The sequence below is a fragment of the Microvirga terricola genome, from assembly GCF_011777495.1.
Classification (GTDB): Bacteria; Pseudomonadota; Alphaproteobacteria; order Rhizobiales; family Beijerinckiaceae; genus Microvirga; species Microvirga terricola.
Map to the genome: position 1 here is coordinate 446,338 of NZ_JAATJS010000001.1, position 16,637 is coordinate 462,974.

A 16,637-nucleotide genomic window follows, 5' to 3' on the forward strand; every position below is an offset into this window, starting at 1 on the left:
GTGTTCATGCCACAGGGCTGTGGCTGAACGATTTCTATCGTGCGTGAATTTTTCGCCGCTGACGGCTTCTTACTGCCGAGGTGCCATCGATGTGGCAGCGATGAGGCGAAGCCCGCTCTTATGCCTCTTACGGGCTCTTAAAATACTCTCATACGAGAGGAGTACCCCGCAAGGAGAGATACGCGCTCAAACGCGGATCGTCTAGAGACCCTTGTCCGGATCGAGCGCGGTTTCAAGAACTTCGAGAATCGTCTCTTCATCCTCGCGGCCAATGCCGAGAAATGGACGCGCCGGAATGGTGACGGACTTGGCGAAGACCATGCGGTTGCCCATTGGAAAAACCAGATGCGACCCTTTCGCGGAGATGGTGCCGCCGAGCTGGTGAACGGCGGCATAGACCTTGTTGCTGCCGACAGCGACCGACTGCGCAGACGCGCGAAAGGTGATCGAGCCCATCAGACCGCCGCGCATGGCGCTTTCGCGCAGAATGCCCGGCCCGCGCTTTCCGAGCGCATAGGTTGGGCTGACGGGCTTCCAGGCGCGGCCTTGTGGATCCTGCGCGCGCTCGAAGCGGGTATGAGTGTTCTCGACCAGCCCTGTGCCGATCGCCCGCATCAAAGGCGTCATGTCAGCGACACGGCGCTGCACCTTTCTGAAGGCTACAATGGCGGCCTTGGCGTCGATCTTGGTTTCGAGGGTAATGCCGGTCATGTTGCGCTCCCCAACTGCCTCCACGCGTCGCCAGGATTGTAATCGAAGCCAGGATCAATCCCGACCGGAACATGAACGATCTGGCCTGTCTTGGGATTGGTCCAGGGGCGCGTATCGATGATCGGCGAAACGTCCGGCTTCAACTTGCCCTGGCGCTCTAATCCCTTCGCGGAGAGTGGACGGACGCGGCAGCCACAGTTCCAGCCGTTCGGCGGATAGTGCGTTTTCCAAAAAGGATCGTCGGCCCGCAATGTGAGGCCGTTCCAAGACAGATGTTCCTGACGCGGATGCTTCGCGCCTGAATGGACATACTGCCAGTAGGGATACATGGTGAGCGTTGTGGGTTCGGTCATCTGCTCATAACGCCCAGCCGCATAGGCCATGGACAGGTTTGTCTCGTAGATGACGCGCGAGCGCCAACCGGGCTTGCCAACATGTTCCCAACCATGGCGCTTCACGATGTCGTCGAAGGACTGACGAAAGTCCTGGAGCGTTGTGCCTCGCTCCAGCGCCTTCGCCACCTCGCGGCGGAAGTCGTCGACGAGCGCCTGCGTTGTCGCGCCGGCGACAGTAAACGCCCTCGAGTTCGCCTTCTGCCAGATGTCCGTCCAGTGCTCGGACGTGACGCTCATCTTCTCACGGAAGAAAGCTATCGCCTCGTCAAAGGGAAGATCGAGCGCCTGGATCGTCGTGGTCATTGCTTCAATTCGTCGAGAAGGAACGCTTGACCCGCCAGCTGTGCGAGGGCGACGCCGCGCGCCATCGCGGCCTGATACTGTTCCTGATCGAGATCAAGCTCTTCGAGACGCGCCATCAAGTCAGTGAGGTCGGTTGCGCTGTCGAAGACTTGCCGGATTTCATCCGTCAGCCCGGCAAGCGCTCCAGCGGCATCCTCGGCCAGACGCTCAGTCAGGCGATCGACGACTTCCGGCTCCGGCGCGCTGGAGTGGCGTGACATGAGGTGGCGCAGACGATCGAGCGGACCACGCCCGTGCTGGCTCGCGTCGGTTGACCCAGGCTCTGCCTTCCGGCCGCCGATGACAACGGCATCCGCCGCAGGCTCCGCAAAGCCCAGGCGATCGCGGAGCTGACTGGCCTCTACCGTCAGCCCCAAGGGCCCAAGCTTGTAGATCGCCTCAATCACAACAGGGAGCGGAACCTCGTCCGGCCGGCCGATCAGGATGCGCGGGTACTTTTCTTGCGGGCCGAAGTTGAAGGCGATGATATACGGCACCAGGTGGCGTGTCAGCGTCGCGGAGACGAGCTTCGCGTCCGCCCGCTCGATGTCCTCCTGCACAAGCCGGTGCTCCTTCGCCACCGCATGGCCGCCGCTGACGGCGTCCGTTGTCGTGGTTTGGCCGAGGACGAGCTTCGAGATCTGCCGATCGAGCCAGTCGCATCGCTTCTCATAGACCTCCGCGCCCTTCGCAACGTCCTTGAGGCTGATGAACTCGATCTCCATCCCCTTCGGGATGATGGCCGCACAATCGCCAGCGATGTTGGCGACGGCCCGCCACAGGACTTCCTTGTCTTCCTTGCTGGCAGTGCTGTCGTACTTGCCGATCCGAATCGGAGTGCCATAGTTCTGCACGAAGACTGCCCAGTCCTTCAGGGTGAAGGACTTGAACATCCAGGACCACGAGGCAACGCGCGCCAGGCCAGATCGGATCGTGATGCCGGACTTGGCCTTATGGCGGTGGACAAGGAACTTGTGGGGAGCCAGCGGCTCACCCGTTACGCCTTCATTGAGAAGGATTGTCTCAAGATCCGTCTGGTCGAAGGTGAACCACTGCGGCGGCCGATAGATCAGGTCCTTCGGCACGACCCGCTGCGGGGTGCTTTCCCATTCGAGTTCATGGACGGAGAAGCCCTTGCCCAGGGCGTCGAGGATGTCGAACAGCGCCGCATCGAGCGCGCCCCCGTTGAGCCATTCGCGGATAAGGTCGGCATGCTTGACGTGCTCTGGATCATCAGTTGCCGCCTCAACGGTGATCGGGAGCTGCGCCACCGCGCGCTTCCGTGTGCCGAGCACCGTGAGGTAGTGCGGATCGCGCTCCTCGATGTCCTCTGCAAGCTCCAGATAGGCGGTTGCATCGCCCATGGCCGCCGCGCGATGGATAGCTGCAAGGCGCGCCGGCGTCAGCCCCTCCGCCGGATGGCCGGAGATCGGCGAGCGAACGCCGGTCAGCGTCGGCCCGGCCTTTTCTGGACCGAACAGTTCATCCAGATCGATGCGTTCGCCATCAGGGCCGAGGATGGTGGACAGGCGGGGCATTAGAGATGTCCTCTCAGGCGCGGAAGGTGGCTGAGGTCGCGATCCTCAAAGTCGTCGCGAAAGCTGCCGTTTGTAGAAGTCGGATCGCCCCCGATGACGGGTTCGTAACCGAATTCCTGAATGTCCATCTGGGTCGCGTGATAGGCCAGCGCGAGAGACACCGCGAAGTCACCATGGCGTTTCTTGCCCTTCTCACCCGTGCGTACGTCAGGCACTCGTGCCACGCCCTTGATGTTGCGGACGAGACGAAGATCGGCCAAGTGATCTCTGTCTCTGGCAATAGCGATTGTGTTGTCCTCGAAGGCCGCTTTCAACGGTGGCATCTCCGTGCGATACCAATCGATCGACATCTTGATCGAAGAAACCCTGCCGCCGTAGATGCGGACCATATCCTCCGCCACAAATTCACCCGCGCCTGTTGCGTCGAACGCACCGCCGAGGAATCGTGGTAGCCGCTTAGCGACGCGCTGTGTAATAGCAGCTTGCTCACGGTGCGGGATCCTCCGCATCTCAATGACCAGGCGCAACGCACGCTCCAGCCGGCGGCGTATGGCCAAGACCGTCAAAACGGAAAGATCCGCGACGCGGGCAAAGTCAAAGCCGATAGCGTGGGGCTCATCGGGGTCTAAGTTGGCGAGCGCCTCGTCGATCAGCACCTCAAATGCCTCGACAAGACCTTGTCGCTTCAGCTCCGGCAAGGACAAGAAGTTCTCGGGAAGCTCCCAGCGAATGATAGGCGCATCGGCCGTCATCCGCGCCTCAATCAGAGTTGCGGGAAGCCAAACACCATCGCCCTGCGCTGGCTCGCAAAACAACTCCTCGTCGGCGCCATCGCCGTAGAAGGCGACGATCTCAGCGCGCCATTCGGCCTCTGCTTCCGCTGTCCACTCCTTCCCGGTGACAAGGCAGATGCGTTGATACAGACCGTCCAATAGAGCTTGATCGAAGTCGATCCGCATATGCGTGTATGGCTTGCGACCCGCGTGCACATCCTGGATCAGTTCGTTGAAATAGTTGTCAGCACCGTTATGAGTGGACACGACAATAACCTGTCCACCCCACATCAGGAATGCTAAGGCAGCTTTCATCAGCTCCTTAAGATTGTCGACGAACGCGGCCTCGTCGACGATGACAAAGCCCTGCTTACCACGAAGCGATCGCGGAGCGCTTGACAGCGCCACGATCTCGAAGCCTGAGGCGAACCGGATCCGGAAGGCTTGGATCTGACGGGTGTCGGCAGGGTTGTCAGGGTCCGCATCATCAAAGATGAAAGTGTCCATCTCCCCGGCCGCGAGCGCGAATGCCTTGGCCCACATGGCTGCCGCATCAATAAACTCGCGTGTCATCTCCTGGCTATAGGAGATATACATTCCATCCATGCCGCCGGCGCTACGGCTGCGCGCGGCTCGCAGCACAGCGTAGGCCGCAAGGCCCCAGGTAAAGCCGATCCGTCGGCTCTTCTCTACGAGCAGGACGGCCGTGGTTTCAAGGAGATCGACTGCGCGCTTCTGATACGTCAGGAGCGCGTCCGGCAGAAGCCCGTTTGAAAGCTGCTCCGGCAGGATTGAAATGCTGTCCTGCCGTAGCTTCGCCCATTCTGCGTCTGTTATTGGCCTGCTCAAACCTTGGGCTCCGATCGAATACCGAGGATCTCACGCTTAATCGCATCCACCGTGTCCGAGGTAAGGCCCTTGGTCTTTGCCACGTTATCGACTGCCTTTGCGGCCTCCACCTTCGCCTTCTCGGCCGCGCGTTTCTCAATCTTCTCGATGCGCTGCACGTCCGCGACCGATGCCTTGCCGAGATGATCCAAGCTCTTCGCCAGGAACATCACCTGTTCCGGGTCGAGGGTCAGCGAGGCCGGTTCACCGTCTTCGCCATTCGCCATCTGCGCGGCTGTGACCAGGTCGAAGATGACGGTGTGCATCAGCTCGATGTTGAGCCTCGTCGTCTTGTCCGTGCTCTCCTCACCGAGTTGCCGGACGAGGGTGTCCGCAACGACGCGGGAATGGCGCATGCGCTCTGCGATTGCCTCCACCTTCTGCAAGTGTCGCCCCAGTGCCGAGCGCGACGGCGCGTCGTCCGGGCCAAGCATCTGCCGAAGGCAAGCGACGATCTCGTCGAGGGTCCGTCCTTTATCCTTCAGCTGGCCGATTAGGTCCCGGATCTCGGCCGGCAGCTTGTCGACCGTCGAGGTGCGCGCCATGGCCTATCCCTTCGGCGTGGGGCGAGCGACTACGGGATGCGGGCGGCCGTTGGTCACATCCATGCCGAGCGCCGTCAGGGTGGCGCAAATCAGTTCGCCCGATGGCAGCGGCATGCGCTCCAGGGTCACGAGCTGGTGTTGCTCCAGAAGAACGAGATCGGCCTCGATCGTGTCGCGGTAAACGCGGTGCGCAACAGCCGACAGTGCGGTCGTCAGGACGCTGGCGTTGAGCGAATAACCATCCGCTTCGGACAGGAAGCGGAGGAGTGCAAGCCGGCGATCCTTCGCCAGCACATCCACAAGGCTCATCGGTTGGCCTCTTTCAGCTGGTTTTCAAGGATAAGGGTTAGGGTATGGTCGACCTTGCCGACCATCTTTTCGACGCCGCGTACGGTTTCGGTCGTCACCGCAACACCACGCTCCACGGCCCCGATACGCTCGGCCATGGCATGGAAGGTGTCGCGATCGGGAAGATTCTCAGTCAGGCTTTCCAGCTTCACAACACGGTTGCCGACACCACCGACGTCCTTCTTCACGCCCTCGATCTGCGCGGAAAGCTCTGCGGTTTGCCGCGCATGCTCCTCCTTCGTCGTGAACTTATCCCGGAGGTAAAGCATCGCTATGGCAAAGAGAAAGGTGGAGGCGACGCTGACCAACCACCACCATTCCTTGACTTGCTTGATCAGCGAGAAATCTTCCATCACCGAACCTGCTGCGGCTGTTCCGCGTTGAATTGTGCTTTGAGGAGCGTCGTCGCCGTTGTCGTCAGGACGACCGCCGCGTGAATGTCGCCGGCGCACTCGCCGCGCAGGACATTCAGCGCCCAACGCAGCTCTTTCTCATCTTGAATAAAACCAAGCGCCGCCAGCTCGTTACGAGCGTGGATTGTAGCCGTGATGGCTTGCTGACTTCCTGGGCCGCCCGCCGTGCCGTCGAGAACGGAGCCGGCGGCGCGTAAGAGCGCCGCCGCCACCTTCCGCCGATCGCAAGGCGCGCGCGCCGGAGCGGGTTCGGCGTTGAGTGCGATCATCGGATCACCCCCTCACGCTCCCAACGGGCCACCAAACCCGCGAAGTCCGGCTCGCCGCCATTCGAGACAGGCAGACGAGCCCACAGCATTCGGGCGAGATCGACCTTGCCGAAGCCGTTCTTCTTCGCAAGCGCCGGAAACTGCGTGAGGGCATACTGCAGGGCGTAGCTTAACCGCTCGTTCCCGATACTGACGGAGGTGTCGTGAGTGAGGTTGTTGACGACCCGGACACCATAGTCAGCGGCCTTGTCGAGCGACGCCATTAGGAGGTCCTTGAGTGCCTTGTTCCTGATCGTTCGCTGGATCGCGAAGCCGATCAGGCCGTAGATAGTCATGTAGACGATCTGCGTGACATCGCTGATAGCGGGACCGACGCTCAGTCGATCTGCTCCCTCGGCCGCCAGGACCGGCGAGCCGAGGAACAGAATGCCGAAGCACAGAGCGAACGCTGCAAACGCTGCACATCGCGAGGTGATCGGCGAGAGGCTTGAGAAAATTCTCATTAAGTTCTCCGTGGGTTTTCTCAGTCTCCGGCGGGCGGCAGTGACGCGGTCCGGGTTGTGCCAGCGGCTGCGATACTGCGGGACGCGCGTGTGCGCCCGCCGAAGTCGGTTACGCGTCGCGGACGTCCTTCGGGACGGAGGCGGACGACGTGATCGGGAATGGAGCATTGTAGGGAGATGGGAGCTGCGCCTGCCCAGCCGGCCAGCGATAGCCAAGAACCCGCGAGCGCGGAAAGCCGGCGATGGACCAGCTGTCATTCTGGTTGCCACCGGCGAGGTAGATGTACTCGCCGCTCTCGCCGACATAGAAACCGACATGCCCGGAGGCTGGCCCTCGGCTCGACGATAGGACCGTGATGGCGCCGATCATAGGTCGATCGAGCGTCACGCAACTCTTGTGATAGAGAAAGGATCGCGCCATCGCTGAACGCGTGCCGACAATGCTGTTTTCTTCGAGCATTGCGTTGGCACCGATCGCGCACCACGAAACGTCACTGTCATCACCCTTGATGTCGATCTTCGCGATCTTGCGATAGTTGAGGATGACGGCGTTGCTTCCCGGCCCCGGAAACTCAGCGACTCCCTGACGGATCTCGCGCAGAGCGCTCGTCAACCACACAGGGCGCGGGATGCGCTCAAGAAAAGCAAAACGGGCGGGAATCATTGCAGCTCCGGCAGGTCATGTTCGAATGCTGATCCGAAGATGCCGGAGACATGCGTCTTATATCATGCCATAGCGCTGTGGCTGTCAGGTAGAGAAGAGATCGAGTTGAGATTGCGTCGCGTCGTTCTTGTCGAGGATGCGCCAGACATTCCCCTCGCTGGTTCCAGCGCGCTTCGCGATATATCGATAAGATAGATTTTGCGATTTGTATACGAGCACTCGCCACTCACGCGCAACAGGCACGGTGAGATAACCTCCGCCGTATTCAGTTGCGAGAGCCAACGCGGCTTCAGCGCCGACGATTGTCGTGATTTCCGCCTGTTCCGATATGCTTCTCGGCACGTAGATCCGCTGGCCGGCGAAGTGCTCGATGAAGGCGAGGATCTTCTCCTCACCGATCAGATCGATGAGGCGCTGAACCGCAGGAGGAGCTGCAGGGAGATCGGTCATCGCCAATCCTCCCTGTTGGTCTGTTGAAAGGCTAGATCGCTGGAATACAGCGGATCATCGTGCCGAGGAGTCGCTCCGTCTCTTCCACCGAGAGCGTGTCGGTCCGTTGCGGTTCGCCCGACCGCCGGTTTGAGGATGGTCCGTCCATGCGGTGAACGCTGATCAGCAGCGACATAGGCGAGCTGAAACCGCGATGTGTGCCGATCACGAACCGTGGAGACCTCACGACCGATCCCTCCGGTCCTGCCTGCTCGGCCGACACATTGCGTCCATCTGAAAAATTCATCTTGTCCATAGCCTTCGCTTCCGATCCCCCCAAAAACGGCCTGGTGCCGGGGGGCTAGTAACGCCGACCACAGGCGACGCGAGGTTATTCGTCCGCGCCCGAAGGCACGACTTATCTCCCTGCACCCCCCGACATGGAGAGACCGCTTCGACGGCGCGGAAACCGCTGTGGCTATACTTGTGCGGGTGTTACTAGCACCCGAGGCCGATATATTCGCCAAAGGGTTGTGAGCGGAAGGCCGTGTCGCAACGGCACCGTGAGGCGATGTGAAAGCTTGGTTAATGCGGCAAAGCGGCTGCATGTCTCGCCTCCTTGGCGCGCGCGATCCAGCTCTTGAGAGCCTCCGCGACAGGCCGAGCATCATCAGCCGACAGGAACTCAGGGGCGTCGAAACCGCCGGGTTTCAGCGACTGCGTCTGGCGCTTGACGAAGGATCTGAGAGCCTTCTTGGAGCTGTCTGAGAGCGCCCCCAAGTCGCGCAACTCGTGCCATAGCGCATAGATGTGCCGGACATGGCGCGGAGCCTTCTCACGACGGCTATGCGCGACGGGCTCGATGAAGCCCATTCGCTTCAACTCGCCGGCGACCAGTTCGAGCTGCCCGATGCTGAGATCGCGACACGAGTCGTAGCCGCACGCGCGGCGGATAGTGTCGCGATACTCATCATCGGTCAGCTGCAGCTGCTTCTTGCCGACATGGATCTTCACGATGAGGGCTTGACGCGCGCTCATACCTGCGGCTCCTCGGCGAGCTTGGCGCTGACGCTGGACGCGACGATAGCGAGAGGCAGCCAATGAGCGAACGGCTTTCCGCTATCTGCCTCTCGCCCCTCCGCCATGGCGGCCGCGACGACGAGCACGATGCGCGGATTGAAACCGAGGTGTTTCGCAAACTTCAGGGCGTCATCAATCGAAGACGTGAGCGATGGGATCCCGAGGCAGAAGGGAAACGCCGGAATGCCGGACGGCGTTGTGATCCCGAACGCGAGAGTAAGGGTCTTGTCCAGTTCCCGATCCGGCCCTTGTGCATTCACCAGTTTTTCGAGCAGCGAGTTGAGGTCCGTGGTCATGTCACTCGCTCCCGATGCGCGAAACGCGGACATCGCGGACTGCGCGAACAACGGCGATAGGTAGGGCTATTGCGGCAACGACCCAGTTCCACGGGAACCACCACACGAGCCTCGGCGGCGGACTAAGGCGACGGCCACCGACATAGAGCGCGATTGGATGATCGTCCCGCAACAGGCTGCCAAATCGACCGAACCGATACATGCTCATCACTTGCCTCCCTGCAGGCGTTCGAGAGCAGCGCTGACCGGCACGTTGATGCCGATGTTTCGAGCAATCATCGGGTCGTAGAGACGTTGAAGAGCCGCGATGGCCTGCGCTCTGGCCTCCTGGAAAGTGATAGCGGCGTCTGCGACGTCTCCACCCGACACGGCGGCGCGCACGGTCGCATCGCCCGCCGCGACGAGAGTAGCGAGAGCGGTGGCAAGGCACGGGCTGGCGGCCCAAAAGCGGCTAACGGCCTGATAGTTCGGCGTCATGCCGAGGTTTTCGAACCGGGTGTATCCGAGCCGTTCGCCGGTCGCGGCCTTGACCATGCCTTCACGATTGGCCTCCCACGGGCCTTCGAAGGGTAGCTTGATCATGACTTTCATTACGCTGCCTCCACGTACCTATCGGCCGTGAGTGCGAGCCGCGCTCTCGCACGGGCACGTCGTTGCTCCAGGCGCTGCTCAGCCTGCTGGCGGAAGCTGATAACGGCATCGACGGCTTTGAGATCGCTTTCAGCCTCGGGGACGCCTGGGACCAGCAGAGTGACGTTGTCGTAGGCGTACCGTGCTAAGACACCGACGATTGCGCGGACTTCAGCTTCTGTTCCTTGTAGAAGTGGAAGCGAGTTAGGTGGAGTGCCGCTGCCGAACTCGATCTGGCCGGACCTCCAACAAAAAGCGACGGTTTCTTTCATAGCGGCACCGGAGTGGAAAGGCGGTCGATGATGCTACGGCGCTGCTCAAGCAGACGCGCGCAGTGGGCTTCAATCGCGGGGCCGCCATACTTGGTGGCGACCTCATGGGCATGGGTGAGGATCATTGCCAGCGCCTCGTCTTTGACGAAGCTGCGCATCTCGGGCGCGATCTCGGAAAGGCGGACAACTTCCTCAAGGCTGGGAGCGTCAGCGGAGAATGGCGCAAGGTTCTGTTTGTGCCGTTTGAGGGAGGCTCGCATTAAAACTCTCCCTCTTCCTGCTCGCGCTGATAGTCGGCGATCTCGGCGTCCGTCATAAAGCGCCAGTCGCCCACAAACTCGAAGACCTCTTTCGATGCTGGTTTGAGGGCGCGAATGAGGTCCGCAGGGGAGAGTTCTCCCCGGTCCATATCCGGGACAACGGGGAGATTGCTGATCGCAAGCGAGATGCCTTCCCCGTCCGCTCCGATAAGATAGATGGTGATGGTTGCCTTGACGCCCTGAGGCAGACGCACTGTCATCGCTTCCTCCCTCACGCGGAAGCCAGATCGACCGTCACGGCCTTCCAGCCATCGGTCGCACTGCTGCGCTTGTAAAAGCGCACGTACTCCTTCGAGCCGACGACACGAATGGCGTCGCCGATGGCCGTCATGGCCTGCTGCCAGCGCTCGTCCTCGATCTGAACGCGGCGAAGCTGGAAGATCGCGGTGCGGTTGATCTTTCCTTCCCGGTCGACCTGGAAGGCGTGGTTCACGAGTGCACGGATCTCGTCGCGGGATCCTTCGGACCAACTGGCGATGCACTCGTCGATGAGGCTCTTCGCCGCCTGCAGCTCCGGGCCGAAGGTCAGTTGATCGGCAACAGCAACCTGTACCTTCAAGGTGCCGTCGATGCTCATCAGGGTGACGTTCCCTTTGCTGCCACCGAGCTTCGCGCCGTACTTATCCGCGATGAGATCAAGGGTCGTGTTGACGTCGTCAAACGTGTGACCCTTGAAACGAGCGACTTGGGCCGAGATATCATCGGCATAACCCACGATCTTCCGCACGACGTCGTCGACAAGCCTGTCCTTCGCAGGAACTAGGTTTTCGGGGATGAGGCATCCCTTGGCATCGCGATAGTATCGGTCACTTCCGACGACTTCCACGCCGCTCGAAGTGACGACCGGAGGCTCGGTGGTGGACATCGTTTCAGGCTGTTGCATTGTCATCGTCCTTTGATGTTGATGGATCGTTGAGATCCGCGGCGCAGAGGTTCGTGAGGAGGGTGGCGATCGAGAGGATCTCGATCACCGAAGCGGTCGTCGCCGCGTGGCGACCACCGGCTGCGATGCGCTCTGCAACGGCGAGCGCACCGTCGATGGTGAGGAGCTGCAGAGGCTCGATCATGCGGCATCGCCTCCGTGCGTCGCGCCACGGGGCGCGAGATCAGGAAGCCGGAAGATATTCGTCCCCGGTTCGCGGAGGACATCGAGAACAAGTTCGCGGCGAGCGGCGGTCGAGCGCCGCCCTTCCATGACCGTCCGGTCACCGTCCTGGTAGCCATGCGCCGCCGCATGGCGCTCCATGACCTCGACGAAGCCGTGCAAGTCGTTCAGCCCATCAGCGAACGCAGAACACAGTTCACCATCGAGGTGAATGCCGGAGTCGACATGCGTGGCGAACAGCTCCTGCAGATCGGACACGAAGTCGGAATAGGTCCGTATGTCGGGCGTGATCATGGTGACCTCACGCCGCTGTATCGAGAGGATCGGATCCGCGCTGCTTCCAGGCAGCACGTATGTGGCGTTCGCTCAGGGTCTCGTTACTTCCGATCGCCACCATGTGCGCAAGGCGAATGGTTTTGGCCACGCCGCGCAACGCTCCCGGTTTGCGGCCGATGACGCGCAAGAGGTTGATCTCGTTTTCACTCGTTACGCCCCAAGCTCGTGCGAGAGAAACGACATCCTCATCCAATGGACGGTCCTGGCTCATCTTCATGCCGACACGGGAGAAGAGTTGCGCGAATTCAGCCTTGGCCGCGCCACCAGCAAGGCGCGAGTAAACCGTCTGATTTCCGGAAAGAACGAGGCCGCACTTGGCGAGATCGTGGATGGTGCGCAGCTGCTCAAGCGTGGCGGTCGGCAAGTGTTGCGCCTCGTCTACAACGAGGAGCGCCTTCATCGTTTTCAAGCGGTTCTGGATCGCGCGGGACAGGCGCACCGGCGATCGCTCGACCACCCCGATCGCTTCGGCAAGGTCCATCAGGAGGGCGTGAGACGACTTCGCGACCGGCTCGGCCGTGACGACGAAGACGTTCGGCGCGCGCTGCCTGTAAGATTCGATCGTGGTGGTTTTGCCGATGCCGGCACCGCCGGAGATGACACCGAAGTCAGGCGCGTGATGGCAGAACGACAGCAGCGCCAGGATTTTTTCGGCTGTCGGCGTTGTCTGAAAACCCGGTTCCGTGGGCAAAATTGCGGACGTTTGTGCGCGTTCGTTTCGCGCCTGAAGCCACTTCTCGACGGCAGTGGCGATCCTGTCATTGTCGCCGGCATATGTGCCGTTTAGCCAGCTCGTGAAGGTGCCGTAAGGAATACCCGTCTCAGGCGCGATGACCGAAAGCTTGAGACCCTCCTTTTCAGAGATGGACCGCACCTGACTGCGCAGGTTGTCCATGTCTTCGACGGCCCAGGATTTCTTCGTTTCGTTGTTCATGTTGTGACCTTTTTGGTTGTGACGACGGGCCTAGTCGGCCTCTTGGGATTGGACGAGACGCAGGACACTGCGCGAAAACGCGGCCAAGGTTTCGTCAGGGGAGATGTCCTCAACGGGCGTGGCCTTCACGGCGAGATTGCCGAAGAGTGGTCGCACGACATTGGGAACGGGAAGAGGAGCCGGATCTTGTTCGGGCAGCGTTGGAAGGAGCGCGGCGACGCCATCGATCCCAAGCTTGGTTTCTGCGGCGAGGATCTGCGCCTGCCCCTTCATCCAAGCCTTGCGGGCTTGGGCATGGATGCGGGCATCTGCCGTGCTGGCGAAGCCGGCAGCTTCGATGCAAGGCGCGTGGGCCACGTAGGATCCGTCCAGCCGATAGACATGAATGCCATCGTGCAGTGCATCCGGATCGAACCGAGCGACGACCTTGCCGCCGGCGATATTGACGAGCGCCTCGCACCAGAAGCGGTTTCCGAGGAGGTGAATGGTGGCGTCCTGGCTCCTGACGCTGACGCCCTCGGCGGCAAGGAGCCAAAGGCGACGCTGCTCCGCCGTGGCCTTGCGGATCGGCGATTGCGCGTAGTTCGCTTGAAACGCGTCCATGAACGACCGGCCATTGCACACCTGGGAGCGGCGACCGGGCCGCGCGTTGTGTTCCGCGATGCCTTCAGCGATGACTTTCTCGAACAGTTCGATCGGGATTGCATTCGAGCCGTAATTGCTCGGTTTGTTCGCAACCGTGTTGCCGGTCCACGCGCCGGCGAGACGCGGATCCTTGGCGATGCTTTGAGAGAAGTCGCGGAAGGCGCGCTCGATAGGCTTCGACTGGCCTGAATATGGCGTCGTCCAATGCACCTCGACACCGAGCGTCGTCATGACGCCCGCCGGCTCGTCATCGCGCACCTTGAAGCGATAGCGGTTCGCCGTGCCGCCGGTGAGCCATTTGGAGGCGAAGTTACGGCCGTTATCGAGCCAGCAGGCGTCGGGAATACCGTAGGTCTCGACAAGATCGCCGAACGCTAGCAGGACGGCTTCCTTGCATTCCGTGCGCTCGATGCGCCACGCCAGCATCAGACCGGAATAGAGATCTTGAAACGCCGTGAGAACGGGGCGGCCAATGGTGCCATCCGGCCATTTCACGAAAACGTCGAACTTGTGGCCGTCCGCGTTGACGGCTTCGAGCGCGTGGAAGCCTGAACGATCGCGCTGCTGAGCGGGATAAAGGCGCTTCAACGCTTCCTGTCCCTCGCGGGCCAGCACGATCACCGCGCGCGGCATCGCGTCCATGCGGCGCTGCAGCGTCCGCTCGGCCGGGATCGTCCAGCCCTTCTCGGCAGCGATCGTCTTGAGGCGGCGATAGCAGTCGGCAAAGGCCGGGCGCTCCGGCCGCAAATAGTCAGCCTTGATGACGTCCCAGGCTTCGGCAGAGCATTCGACTTCAGCCTGTCGCCCTGCATGACGCGGAGCAAGGTATGGCAACCAATCAGCGCGCGGACGGCCAGCGACGAGGGCCGACCAGCCGTAGAGCGTCCGCAGCGAGACGTTGATGCTGTTGGCGATCAGCATCATAGCGACGTCGCGCTTCGTGCCGGCGCGCTCCATGTCGTTGACGGCATCGAGTGCTTCCAGACGGCGGCGCGCTTCAGCCTTCTTTTTTTCGGGCATGCTCTCGAAGGACCGCCACACGTCCTCACGCGCCAGATCGCTCTTGACGACTTTACGCTCGTCTTCGCCGCGCTCCCGTTTTTCCTTCAATGAGAGCGCGGTTTGCGCGCGAAGTGGGAGAATGCCAGCGGCATATTCGAAGCCGCCTCCACGGCCTTCGCGCCGCCGCCACAGCCCGTTGAGATTGGCTGGCCAGGCAAGCTTGTCCTGACGCCAGTTTTCCCGGTCTGCCAGAAGTTGGACCCCGCGCTCGGTCCCCGGCAGGCCGGGCAGCGACATGGAGGCGAGTTCCGCTGGTGTGTAGAAGCGCATTGACATCAGAGGCCGCCCTTCGATTGAAGATTGCGGCGCGTCGCCTCGATGTTGCGGTTCATCGCCTCGCGTTCTTCGAGCATTACGGCGAGTTTGATGGCGTCGACGTGTTTCTCTTCGACGACCGCCCATCCGAAATGACTGGCGACCATCTGCAGCAATCGGCGGTCGCGCGTAACGTGAATGAGCCCGATGAAGCGCACCACGTTGATGATCTGATCCTCGGCAGCCTCGGACGCATACTTGTTGAGCATGTCCTCAGTGAGCCTGGAGCCGAGATAGGATGACATGTCCTTCACGACCTGATCGCGTGTCTTTCCGCACTCTTTCAACGCCCGGCTGATGGCCTTCGACAGCTGCGCCCCCAACGACGCAGCGCGGATCGTCTCAGGCTGGAACGCCTTGACAGGCTGCGGTGCCTCCCAGGCCAACAGATCGTTTGTGTCGGGGCATCGGCGGCGGTGACGGCTCATGCGTCGACTCCGAGAGTTTCGGGCAGAAGAAGGTCGCCAAGCCGATGAGCATCGAGTTGGCGAAGCGTGGTCAGCGAACTCAGGACCGTGTCGAGCACCTTGACGTGTTGAGCCCGTCGAGAAGCCTCTTCTCGCAAGGTGTCGCGCGCTGCCCTGAGCTGCTGAACGCGGGTTAGTTGATCGTCACGATCGTCGCGTGACGTTTTTGGATCTCGCTCCATGCGAGCGAGGTCCTCTCTCGCAGCGCGGTAGGCTGCATCGACCGCAACGATCTGTTGTTGGATCGTCGGCCGGTTCATGGCTCACTCCAAGCCGCAGAGTTTGCGGTCGCATGACCGCCTGACTCCGACGCGGTGGCCGTCGTAGTAGGCAATCTGCATTCCCAAACAGACTAGGAGGCCTCCACCGATGATCGCCACGAGTGCGATCATCAGTGACGCATCAGTGGAGAGGCTCGCCGATGCCAAACACCCCGCGAGCAAGTTCATCGCGACCGGAGCGATCGCAAAGAACGCGATAACGAGAAGGCGCACGACCGTCATGGCGCTCACCTCACGCGGCTTGTTGGTGTTCGAGGACGCCCTCGGCTTCGAGGAACTCGATGAACTGGTCGCGCGCTGGAGCGCCGGCGCGACGCCATGCGGACAGAAGAGCTTCGAGTTGAGTGTCTTTCTCGTTGGGAACCTTGGACTGGATGCCCTTCACACGCTTGAGAGCGTCCGAGATCGAGCGCGGGCGATCCTCTTCATTGGAGAAGAGCAATTCAACCACGCTCGTTTGATGATCCGGCTCTGCACGTGCCAGGGTTTCAAGCTGCGCCTGGTTGTCGGCGAACGGCGTGCCTGAGATTTTCGACCGGATGTCCGGTGCGATATTCTTTGCAAGGAAGACCGAGCGCTGAATAGCACGCTCGGAGATACCAAGCCGTTCGGCAACTTCATCCGTGAAGCGCGCTGCCAAGTCGCCAACATTGGCGACTTGCTCACTGCGATCACCGCCATGCTTCGTGTGGGGATGGAGCTTTTCGTGGATCTCCTTGCGGCGCGAAAGGAAGATCGCCCTGTCCAACACCGTCAGCTCGGCCCGGAAGAGATTTTCATCAATCTCCATAAGCTCGGCTTCAGCTTCACCGATGTTGTGAACCTCGGCCAAAATCTCGGACCATTCGAGAAACTTAACAGCCTCAAGGCGATGGCCGCCGACGATGAGGATGTAGGAGTTTTCTTTCTTTCCCGGTCGCACGCGGATCGGGGTCTCAAGCCCGCGCTCCTCGATGCCGACAGCTAGGAACTGCGCACGATCCCGATCGATTTTCCGCAGCCGGTTCTTCGGAATGGTGATGTTCTTGACCGGGATACTAATGACCGTAGGTAAGAAGCCTTCGCTCATGTCAGTC

27 protein-coding genes are annotated in these 16,637 nt (G+C 61.1%); all 27 read right to left on the bottom strand.

Translation table 11 applies throughout. The annotated features are described in order from the left end of the window. Positions 1–201: 201 nt before the first annotated feature. The 27 genes from HB375_RS02050 to HB375_RS02180 all read right to left on the bottom strand — a co-directional run bounded on the left by HB375_RS02050 (position 202) and on the right by HB375_RS02180 (position 16,630). Positions 202–711 (bottom strand): phage virion morphogenesis protein, encoded by a 510-nt coding sequence (locus tag HB375_RS02050; protein ID WP_167671280.1) that lies wholly within the window; start codon positions 709–711, stop codon positions 202–204. Next, the gene (locus HB375_RS02055; protein ID WP_167671281.1) at positions 708–1,409 is read right to left on the bottom strand and encodes a phage head morphogenesis protein; all 702 of its coding nucleotides are present in this window, start codon (positions 1,407–1,409) and stop codon (positions 708–710) included. Before HB375_RS02055 ends, HB375_RS02050 begins: the two co-directional genes overlap by 4 nt. Beyond that, the gene (locus tag HB375_RS02060) at positions 1,406–2,986 is read right to left on the bottom strand and encodes a DUF935 domain-containing protein (protein ID WP_167671282.1); all 1,581 of its coding nucleotides are present in this window, start codon (positions 2,984–2,986) and stop codon (positions 1,406–1,408) included. The genes HB375_RS02055 and HB375_RS02060 overlap by 4 nt, the downstream gene beginning before the upstream one ends. Next, on the bottom strand, positions 2,986–4,608 hold the full coding sequence (locus tag HB375_RS02065; protein ID WP_167671283.1) for a terminase large subunit domain-containing protein: 1,623 nt from the start codon (positions 4,606–4,608) through the stop codon (positions 2,986–2,988). Before HB375_RS02065 ends, HB375_RS02060 begins: the two co-directional genes overlap by 1 nt. Further along, complete coding sequence (locus HB375_RS02070; protein ID WP_167671284.1) at positions 4,605–5,192, bottom strand: DUF3486 family protein; 588 nt, start codon at positions 5,190–5,192, stop codon at positions 4,605–4,607. The genes HB375_RS02065 and HB375_RS02070 overlap by 4 nt, the downstream gene beginning before the upstream one ends. A 3-nt stretch (positions 5,193–5,195) precedes the next feature. Then, a complete protein-coding gene (locus HB375_RS02075) occupies positions 5,196–5,501 on the bottom strand; it encodes a VpaChn25_0724 family phage protein (protein ID WP_167671285.1) in 306 nt (101 codons plus the stop codon). Beyond that, positions 5,498–5,893: a DUF2730 family protein gene (locus HB375_RS02080; protein WP_167671286.1), complete on the bottom strand. Its 396-nt coding sequence runs from the start codon at positions 5,891–5,893 to the stop codon at positions 5,498–5,500. The genes HB375_RS02075 and HB375_RS02080 overlap by 4 nt, the downstream gene beginning before the upstream one ends. Then, a complete protein-coding gene (locus HB375_RS02085; protein WP_167671287.1) occupies positions 5,893–6,222 on the bottom strand; it encodes a hypothetical protein in 330 nt (109 codons plus the stop codon). The genes HB375_RS02080 and HB375_RS02085 overlap by 1 nt, the downstream gene beginning before the upstream one ends. Next, a complete protein-coding gene (locus tag HB375_RS02090; protein ID WP_167671288.1) occupies positions 6,219–6,725 on the bottom strand; it encodes a hypothetical protein in 507 nt (168 codons plus the stop codon). The genes HB375_RS02085 and HB375_RS02090 overlap by 4 nt, the downstream gene beginning before the upstream one ends. A 109-nt stretch (positions 6,726–6,834) precedes the next feature. Further along, a complete protein-coding gene (locus HB375_RS02095) occupies positions 6,835–7,389 on the bottom strand; it encodes a TIGR02594 family protein (protein WP_167671289.1) in 555 nt (184 codons plus the stop codon). 84 nt (positions 7,390–7,473) lie between these two features. Then, on the bottom strand, positions 7,474–7,839 hold the full coding sequence (locus HB375_RS02100) for a hypothetical protein (RefSeq protein ID WP_167671290.1): 366 nt from the start codon (positions 7,837–7,839) through the stop codon (positions 7,474–7,476). Between the two features lie 31 nt (positions 7,840–7,870). Continuing rightward, positions 7,871–8,125 carry a hypothetical protein gene (locus HB375_RS02105; RefSeq protein ID WP_167671291.1) on the bottom strand — a complete coding sequence of 85 codons (255 nt, stop codon included), beginning with the start codon at positions 8,123–8,125 and terminating at the stop codon, positions 7,871–7,873. 278 nt (positions 8,126–8,403) lie between these two features. Continuing rightward, positions 8,404–8,856 carry a regulatory protein GemA gene (locus HB375_RS02110; RefSeq protein WP_167671292.1) on the bottom strand — a complete coding sequence of 151 codons (453 nt, stop codon included), beginning with the start codon at positions 8,854–8,856 and terminating at the stop codon, positions 8,404–8,406. Beyond that, positions 8,853–9,194, bottom strand: coding sequence for a hypothetical protein (locus tag HB375_RS02115; protein WP_167671293.1), 342 nt, complete (start codon positions 9,192–9,194; stop codon positions 8,853–8,855). Before HB375_RS02115 ends, HB375_RS02110 begins: the two co-directional genes overlap by 4 nt. Position 9,195: 1 nt before the next feature. Beyond that, positions 9,196–9,402, bottom strand: a complete 207-nt coding sequence (locus HB375_RS02120; RefSeq protein ID WP_167671294.1) for a hypothetical protein — start codon at positions 9,400–9,402, stop codon at positions 9,196–9,198. Next, a complete protein-coding gene (locus HB375_RS02125; protein ID WP_167671295.1) occupies positions 9,402–9,785 on the bottom strand; it encodes a hypothetical protein in 384 nt (127 codons plus the stop codon). The genes HB375_RS02120 and HB375_RS02125 overlap by 1 nt, the downstream gene beginning before the upstream one ends. Before the next feature lie 307 nt (positions 9,786–10,092). Then, on the bottom strand, positions 10,093–10,356 hold the full coding sequence (locus HB375_RS02130; protein WP_167671296.1) for a hypothetical protein: 264 nt from the start codon (positions 10,354–10,356) through the stop codon (positions 10,093–10,095). Next, positions 10,356–10,616: a hypothetical protein gene (locus HB375_RS02135; RefSeq protein ID WP_167671297.1), complete on the bottom strand. Its 261-nt coding sequence runs from the start codon at positions 10,614–10,616 to the stop codon at positions 10,356–10,358. The genes HB375_RS02130 and HB375_RS02135 overlap by 1 nt, the downstream gene beginning before the upstream one ends. A gap of 11 nt (positions 10,617–10,627) precedes the next feature. After that, complete coding sequence (locus HB375_RS02140; RefSeq protein ID WP_246728291.1) at positions 10,628–11,299, bottom strand: DUF3164 family protein; 672 nt, start codon at positions 11,297–11,299, stop codon at positions 10,628–10,630. Continuing rightward, positions 11,286–11,483 carry a hypothetical protein gene (locus tag HB375_RS02145; protein WP_167671299.1) on the bottom strand — a complete coding sequence of 66 codons (198 nt, stop codon included), beginning with the start codon at positions 11,481–11,483 and terminating at the stop codon, positions 11,286–11,288. Before HB375_RS02145 ends, HB375_RS02140 begins: the two co-directional genes overlap by 14 nt. After that, the gene (locus HB375_RS02150) at positions 11,480–11,815 is read right to left on the bottom strand and encodes a hypothetical protein (RefSeq protein WP_167671300.1); all 336 of its coding nucleotides are present in this window, start codon (positions 11,813–11,815) and stop codon (positions 11,480–11,482) included. Before HB375_RS02150 ends, HB375_RS02145 begins: the two co-directional genes overlap by 4 nt. Positions 11,816–11,822: 7 nt before the next feature. Continuing rightward, positions 11,823–12,791 (bottom strand): AAA family ATPase, encoded by a 969-nt coding sequence (locus HB375_RS02155; RefSeq protein ID WP_167671301.1) that lies wholly within the window; start codon positions 12,789–12,791, stop codon positions 11,823–11,825. A 30-nt stretch (positions 12,792–12,821) separates the two neighbouring features. After that, positions 12,822–14,774, bottom strand: a complete 1,953-nt coding sequence (locus HB375_RS02160; protein WP_167671302.1) for a transposase domain-containing protein — start codon at positions 14,772–14,774, stop codon at positions 12,822–12,824. Continuing rightward, positions 14,774–15,241 carry a DNA transposition protein gene (locus HB375_RS02165; protein WP_167671303.1) on the bottom strand — a complete coding sequence of 156 codons (468 nt, stop codon included), beginning with the start codon at positions 15,239–15,241 and terminating at the stop codon, positions 14,774–14,776. Before HB375_RS02165 ends, HB375_RS02160 begins: the two co-directional genes overlap by 1 nt. Then, positions 15,238–15,540, bottom strand: coding sequence for a hypothetical protein (locus HB375_RS02170; protein WP_167671304.1), 303 nt, complete (start codon positions 15,538–15,540; stop codon positions 15,238–15,240). The genes HB375_RS02165 and HB375_RS02170 overlap by 4 nt, the downstream gene beginning before the upstream one ends. Positions 15,541–15,543: 3 nt before the next feature. Then, positions 15,544–15,783 carry a hypothetical protein gene (locus tag HB375_RS02175; RefSeq protein ID WP_167671305.1) on the bottom strand — a complete coding sequence of 80 codons (240 nt, stop codon included), beginning with the start codon at positions 15,781–15,783 and terminating at the stop codon, positions 15,544–15,546. Positions 15,784–15,793: 10 nt separating this feature from the next. Further along, positions 15,794–16,630, bottom strand: coding sequence for a ParB N-terminal domain-containing protein (locus HB375_RS02180; RefSeq protein ID WP_167671306.1), 837 nt, complete (start codon positions 16,628–16,630; stop codon positions 15,794–15,796). Positions 16,631–16,637: the final 7 nt, after the last annotated feature.

Coding starts and splice junctions, on each gene's coding strand:
- HB375_RS02050 (WP_167671280.1), bottom strand. CDS start 711: ATGACCGGCATTACCCTCGAAACCAAGATCGACGCCAAGGCCGCCATT.
- HB375_RS02055 (WP_167671281.1), bottom strand. CDS start 1,409: ATGACCACGACGATCCAGGCGCTCGATCTTCCCTTTGACGAGGCGATA.
- HB375_RS02060 (WP_167671282.1), bottom strand. CDS start 2,986: ATGCCCCGCCTGTCCACCATCCTCGGCCCTGATGGCGAACGCATCGAT.
- HB375_RS02070 (WP_167671284.1), bottom strand. CDS start 5,192: ATGGCGCGCACCTCGACGGTCGACAAGCTGCCGGCCGAGATCCGGGAC.
- HB375_RS02075 (WP_167671285.1), bottom strand. CDS start 5,501: ATGAGCCTTGTGGATGTGCTGGCGAAGGATCGCCGGCTTGCACTCCTC.
- HB375_RS02080 (WP_167671286.1), bottom strand. CDS start 5,893: ATGGAAGATTTCTCGCTGATCAAGCAAGTCAAGGAATGGTGGTGGTTG.
- HB375_RS02085 (WP_167671287.1), bottom strand. CDS start 6,222: ATGATCGCACTCAACGCCGAACCCGCTCCGGCGCGCGCGCCTTGCGAT.
- HB375_RS02090 (WP_167671288.1), bottom strand. CDS start 6,725: ATGAGAATTTTCTCAAGCCTCTCGCCGATCACCTCGCGATGTGCAGCG.
- HB375_RS02095 (WP_167671289.1), bottom strand. CDS start 7,389: ATGATTCCCGCCCGTTTTGCTTTTCTTGAGCGCATCCCGCGCCCTGTG.
- HB375_RS02100 (WP_167671290.1), bottom strand. CDS start 7,839: ATGACCGATCTCCCTGCAGCTCCTCCTGCGGTTCAGCGCCTCATCGAT.
- HB375_RS02105 (WP_167671291.1), bottom strand. CDS start 8,125: ATGAATTTTTCAGATGGACGCAATGTGTCGGCCGAGCAGGCAGGACCG.
- HB375_RS02110 (WP_167671292.1), bottom strand. CDS start 8,856: ATGAGCGCGCGTCAAGCCCTCATCGTGAAGATCCATGTCGGCAAGAAG.
- HB375_RS02115 (WP_167671293.1), bottom strand. CDS start 9,194: ATGACCACGGACCTCAACTCGCTGCTCGAAAAACTGGTGAATGCACAA.
- HB375_RS02120 (WP_167671294.1), bottom strand. CDS start 9,402: ATGAGCATGTATCGGTTCGGTCGATTTGGCAGCCTGTTGCGGGACGAT.
- HB375_RS02125 (WP_167671295.1), bottom strand. CDS start 9,785: ATGAAAGTCATGATCAAGCTACCCTTCGAAGGCCCGTGGGAGGCCAAT.
- HB375_RS02130 (WP_167671296.1), bottom strand. CDS start 10,356: ATGCGAGCCTCCCTCAAACGGCACAAACAGAACCTTGCGCCATTCTCC.
- HB375_RS02135 (WP_167671297.1), bottom strand. CDS start 10,616: ATGACAGTGCGTCTGCCTCAGGGCGTCAAGGCAACCATCACCATCTAT.
- HB375_RS02140 (WP_246728291.1), bottom strand. CDS start 11,299: ATGCAACAGCCTGAAACGATGTCCACCACCGAGCCTCCGGTCGTCACT.
- HB375_RS02145 (WP_167671299.1), bottom strand. CDS start 11,483: ATGATCGAGCCTCTGCAGCTCCTCACCATCGACGGTGCGCTCGCCGTT.
- HB375_RS02150 (WP_167671300.1), bottom strand. CDS start 11,815: ATGATCACGCCCGACATACGGACCTATTCCGACTTCGTGTCCGATCTG.
- HB375_RS02155 (WP_167671301.1), bottom strand. CDS start 12,791: ATGAACAACGAAACGAAGAAATCCTGGGCCGTCGAAGACATGGACAAC.
- HB375_RS02160 (WP_167671302.1), bottom strand. CDS start 14,774: ATGTCAATGCGCTTCTACACACCAGCGGAACTCGCCTCCATGTCGCTG.
- HB375_RS02165 (WP_167671303.1), bottom strand. CDS start 15,241: ATGAGCCGTCACCGCCGCCGATGCCCCGACACAAACGATCTGTTGGCC.
- HB375_RS02170 (WP_167671304.1), bottom strand. CDS start 15,540: ATGAACCGGCCGACGATCCAACAACAGATCGTTGCGGTCGATGCAGCC.
- HB375_RS02175 (WP_167671305.1), bottom strand. CDS start 15,783: ATGACGGTCGTGCGCCTTCTCGTTATCGCGTTCTTTGCGATCGCTCCG.
- HB375_RS02180 (WP_167671306.1), bottom strand. CDS start 16,630: ATGAGCGAAGGCTTCTTACCTACGGTCATTAGTATCCCGGTCAAGAAC.